5 protein-coding genes are annotated in these 3832 nt (G+C 72.4%); 3 read left to right on the forward strand and 2 right to left on the reverse strand.

Features of this window, described 5'->3' with window-relative positions:
• Positions 1–224 precede the first annotated feature (224 nt).
• Positions 225–680, reverse strand: coding sequence for an RNA polymerase subunit sigma-70 (locus tag FV223_RS22350; protein WP_147729052.1), 456 nt, complete (start codon positions 678–680; stop codon positions 225–227).
• A 218-nt stretch (positions 681–898) separates the two neighbouring features.
• Between FV223_RS22350 and FV223_RS22355 the strand changes: the two genes are divergently transcribed.
• The 3 genes from FV223_RS22355 (at position 899) to hemC (ending at position 3239) form a co-directional block, all read left to right on the forward strand.
• Complete coding sequence (locus tag FV223_RS22355; RefSeq protein ID WP_147729053.1) at positions 899–1762, forward strand: Kdo hydroxylase family protein; 864 nt, start codon at positions 899–901, stop codon at positions 1760–1762.
• Positions 1763–1790: 28 nt separating this feature from the next.
• Positions 1791–2090, forward strand: coding sequence for an antibiotic biosynthesis monooxygenase family protein (locus tag FV223_RS22360; protein WP_147729054.1), 300 nt, complete (start codon positions 1791–1793; stop codon positions 2088–2090).
• 225 nt (positions 2091–2315) lie between these two features.
• A complete protein-coding gene (gene hemC / locus FV223_RS22365) occupies positions 2316–3239 on the forward strand; it encodes a hydroxymethylbilane synthase (RefSeq protein ID WP_147729055.1) in 924 nt (307 codons plus the stop codon).
• Between the two features lie 69 nt (positions 3240–3308).
• On the opposite strand, the gene FV223_RS22370 is transcribed toward hemC, so the two are convergent.
• Positions 3309–3832 (reverse strand): GSCFA domain-containing protein (locus tag FV223_RS22370; protein WP_147729056.1); only part of this gene is annotated, 524 nt, incomplete at its 5' end.

Below are 3832 nucleotides of genomic sequence, written 5' to 3' on the forward strand. Positions count from 1 at the left end.
GCGCCGGCCCGCGCGCGGCGCGAAGCCGCCTCGCGCAGGGCTTCCCCACGGCGGCGCTGGCGGTGATCGAATTCGATGCGGATAGCTGGGGCGCGATCGACGGCGACGGCCGCCTGGAGCGGTTCGTGCGGCCGAAGGACCTCAGCCCGGACCTGACGGATTAAGTCATCGTCCTGAAGCCGGTTGCAGGCTCTCGGACGAATCCGATGCCTGCGCCCGGCGCCTCAGAGATCGCCGAAGGCCAATTGCCCCTGGTTGCGCCGGGGCGCCGGGACGATCTTTGCCTTGGCCGGGGTGCTCTTTCCCGCGGCGCGCTTCGCCGCGGGGGCCTTGCGCGCCGTCGGCTCGCCGCGCAGGCGGGCCAGGGCCTTGTCGCGGGCCACGGCCTCGGGGGCGTGCGGATCGCCGTCGAGCCACTTGCCGCGCTTGATCACCTCGTTGACCCGGCCCTGGTTCACGCCGACCTTGAAGGCGATCTCCTGCTGCGTCATGCCGGTGGAGGCGTGCAGGTCGAGGATGGCGTGGGCCAGCTCCGGCGTCATCTTCTGGCCGGTCAGGCGCCGGGCGGGCTTCACGGTGCGGATCGCGCGGTCGCGCTCGCGCAGGCGCTCCAGCAGGGCGAGCGCCATGTTCATGCCGTGCTCGCGCAGCGACTCCTCGAATTCCTTCAACGTCGCCATCGGCGAATGATCCTTGTGCGGGCGAGACCGCCCGGAACAGGGGGAGAACGTGCCGCCTTCGCATCGGTTGCGCAAGGCGTCGCGGCTGCGGCATCCCGGGATGACAGGATGCCGGCGCCGTCATCCACCGGTAAAACCGCCGCGCTGGCCCTCGCCCCGAGCCTCGGCTAAACCCGCGGACCCGCGACGCCGGCCCCGCGACAGGACACGCGACCCGCATGATCAGCCCGATCCTCACCGTTCCCGCCTCGGGGCCCGCCTCGAACGGCTCGCTCGCCGCGGCCCTGGAAGGCGGCGCGGTGCTGATGTTCCCCGATCTCGACTTCCCGTTCAGCGACTTCGAGCGGCGCTTCACCGAGCGCCCCTTCGCCGACGGCAAGGCCAAGAACGTCAACATCCGGGGCGAGGCCGCGACCCTCCGGGGCGCCGCCGGCACGCCGGAGGAGCAGGAGGCGCTGCGCCAGCTGCTGGTGCGCTACCGGGCGTTCTCCAAGGACCTGATCGCGCGCCACCTGCCGGAATACGCGAGCGGGATCAGCCTCGCCGGCACGTCGTACCGGCCCTTCGACGTCGACCGGCGCAAGATGAGCTGGCGCCGCGACGACACCCGGCTGCACGTCGACGCCTTCCCCTCCAACCCGATCGGCGAGAAGCGCATCCTGCGGGTGTTCCGCAACATCAACCCGAGCGGCCAGCCGCGCCTGTGGCGGGTGGGCGAGGATTTCGGCTCGATGGCCGACAAGTTCCTGCCGAAGCTCCCGGGCTACTCGGCCCTCTCGGCGCGGCTGCTCGCCGCCCTGCGCATCACCAAGGCGCGGCGCTCGGAATACGACCACCTGATGCTGCACCTGCACGACGCGCTCAAGCAGGACGCCGACTACCAGGCCGGCGCGCCCCAGGCCGACGTGGAGTTCCTGCCGGGCCAGACCTGGGTCACCTTCTCCGACCTCGTGATGCACGGCGCCATGGGCGGCCGCTACATGCTGGAGCAGACCGCCTACCTGCCGGTCTCCGCCCAGGCCGACCCGGACAAGAGCCCGCAGCGGATCCTGGCGCGCAAGCTCGGCCGCCCGCTCCAGTAGGCCTCCGGCCGCAAAGGACACGACACCGATGATCCTCGAAATCGCACAGGTCGAGATCAAGCCCGGGATGGAGGCGGCGTTCGAGGCCGGCATCGCCGAGGCCGCGGAGATCTTCCGGGTCGCCGCCGGCTGCCGCAGCTTCGACGTGCGGCGCTCGGTCGAGCATCCGCAGCGCTACCGCCTGCTGATCGAGTGGGACACGCTCGAGGCCCACACCCGGGACTTCACCGGCTCGCAGCCGTGGCAGGATTACCGCGCCCTGGTCTCCCCCTGCTTCGCGAGCCCGCCGGCCGTGGAGCACACGGAACGGGTGCTGAAGGCGTTCTGAGGACGCGCGCGACGCCGACGGCCCCTTCCACCGTCATTCCGGGGCGCCGCAGGCGAGCCCGGAGTCCGGACACGCCGACGCGAAAGTCATGGGCATTGTCGGCGGCTCTGGATCCCGGGCTCTGCTTCGCAGCCCCGGAATGACGGGGTCGGAGCGGATCGAGCGCTTGCGTCGCCCGCCGCCGCCGACGATGCTCGCGCAAAGCTCGGGCGAGACAAGAAGCACATGATCCAGCGTCCCCTCCGCATCGGCACCCGCGGCAGCCCGATGGCGCTGGCCCAGACCGGCATGGTCCGCGACCGGATCGTGGCGGCCAACCCGGGCCTGGAGACCGAGCTCGTCGTCGTCACCACGGTGGCCGACAAGATCCTCGACCGGCCGCTCTCCGAGATCGGCGGCAAGGGGCTGTTCACCAAGGAGCTGGAGCAGGCGCTGTTTTCCGACGAGGTCGACGTGGCGGTCCACTCGATGAAGGACGTCGAGACCTGGCTGCCCGAGGGGCTGGTCATCGCCTGCATCCTCGCCCGCGACGACCCGCGCGACGCCTTCCTGTCGCCGCGGGCCGCCGGGCTCTCGGAATTGCCCGCGGGCGCGCGGGTCGGCACCTCGTCGCTCCGGCGCGCGGCGCAGGTGCTGATGCGGCGCCCCGACCTGCGCATCGTGCCGCTCCGCGGCAACGCCAACACCCGGATGCGCAAGCTCGAGGCCGGCGAGTGCGACGCGACGCTGCTGGCGCTCGCCGGCCTCGAGCGCCTCGGGCTGGAGGGCATGGCCCGCTCGGTGCTCTCGGTCGAGGAGATGCTGCCGGCGGTCGCGCAGGGGGCGCTCGGCATCGAGGCCCGCGCGGGCGATGCCGAGATCCACGCGCTGCTGGCGCCGCTCGCCTGCGCCCGCACCACCACGGCGATCGGCGCCGAGCGCGCGCTCCTGGCCGAGCTCGACGGCTCCTGCCGCACGCCGATCGCGGCGCTGGCGCGGATCGAGGGCGACACGCTCAGCCTCGACGGCCTGCTCTTCCTCCCCGACGGCAGCCGCCACTGGGCCGCCTCGCGCTCGGGCCCGGTCGCCGACGCCGAGCGGATCGGGCGCGACTGCGGCGCGGCGATCAAGGCGGCGGCGGGCGAGGTCTACACGAAGCACCTGCAGTAGGGGCTATCCGCGACGCGCGCTTCCCTCCCCCCTCTGCGGGGGAGGGAAGGGACGGGTCGCGTCGTCCCCTCACGCCACGCTGCGCTCGATCTGCTCCTCGTCGCAGATCACGCCCGCCGTGCCCTCGTATTCGGCGGCGAAGTCGTGGGCGGCCTGCACCGGGGCCGGGGCGGTGCGGTCGGCGGCGAAGGTGGCGAGGAACGAGCGCATCACGTGGCGCACGCCGGCGTCGTTGATGGTGCGCAGGTCGTCGTTGTAGTAGCGGCCGGCATTCACGTTGCTGGTGACGATGTCGTAGGCCGGGAAGTACACCGCCCGCGGGTCGCCGGAGGCGCAGGCCTCGCCGGCCGCCACCCGCAGCACCGACTTCGAGTAGCTGTTCGACTCCATCACGTGCCGGTCCATGTAGGTGGCGATCATCGGCACCGGCGAGACCGTGAGGATGATGCGGGCGGTCGGGTTCACGCTCCAGAGCCGCTCGAGGAAGCCCTGCAGGTCGGCGAGCACCTCGGCCGCGCCGGCGTTGACGCATTCGTAGAGCGCCGGATCGTAGCTGCCGCCGGCGACGCCGGGCGCGAGCGGCAGGGCGGCGC

Source organism: Methylobacterium sp. WL116, from assembly GCF_008039455.1.
In the GTDB taxonomy this organism is placed as follows: domain Bacteria; phylum Pseudomonadota; class Alphaproteobacteria; order Rhizobiales; family Beijerinckiaceae; genus Methylobacterium.

Coding starts and splice junctions, on each gene's coding strand:
- FV223_RS22355 (WP_147729053.1), top strand. CDS start 899: ATGATCAGCCCGATCCTCACCGTTCCCGCCTCGGGGCCCGCCTCGAAC.
- FV223_RS22350 (WP_147729052.1), bottom strand. CDS start 680: ATGGCGACGTTGAAGGAATTCGAGGAGTCGCTGCGCGAGCACGGCATG.
- FV223_RS22360 (WP_147729054.1), top strand. CDS start 1,791: ATGATCCTCGAAATCGCACAGGTCGAGATCAAGCCCGGGATGGAGGCG.
- hemC (WP_147729055.1), top strand. CDS start 2,316: ATGATCCAGCGTCCCCTCCGCATCGGCACCCGCGGCAGCCCGATGGCG.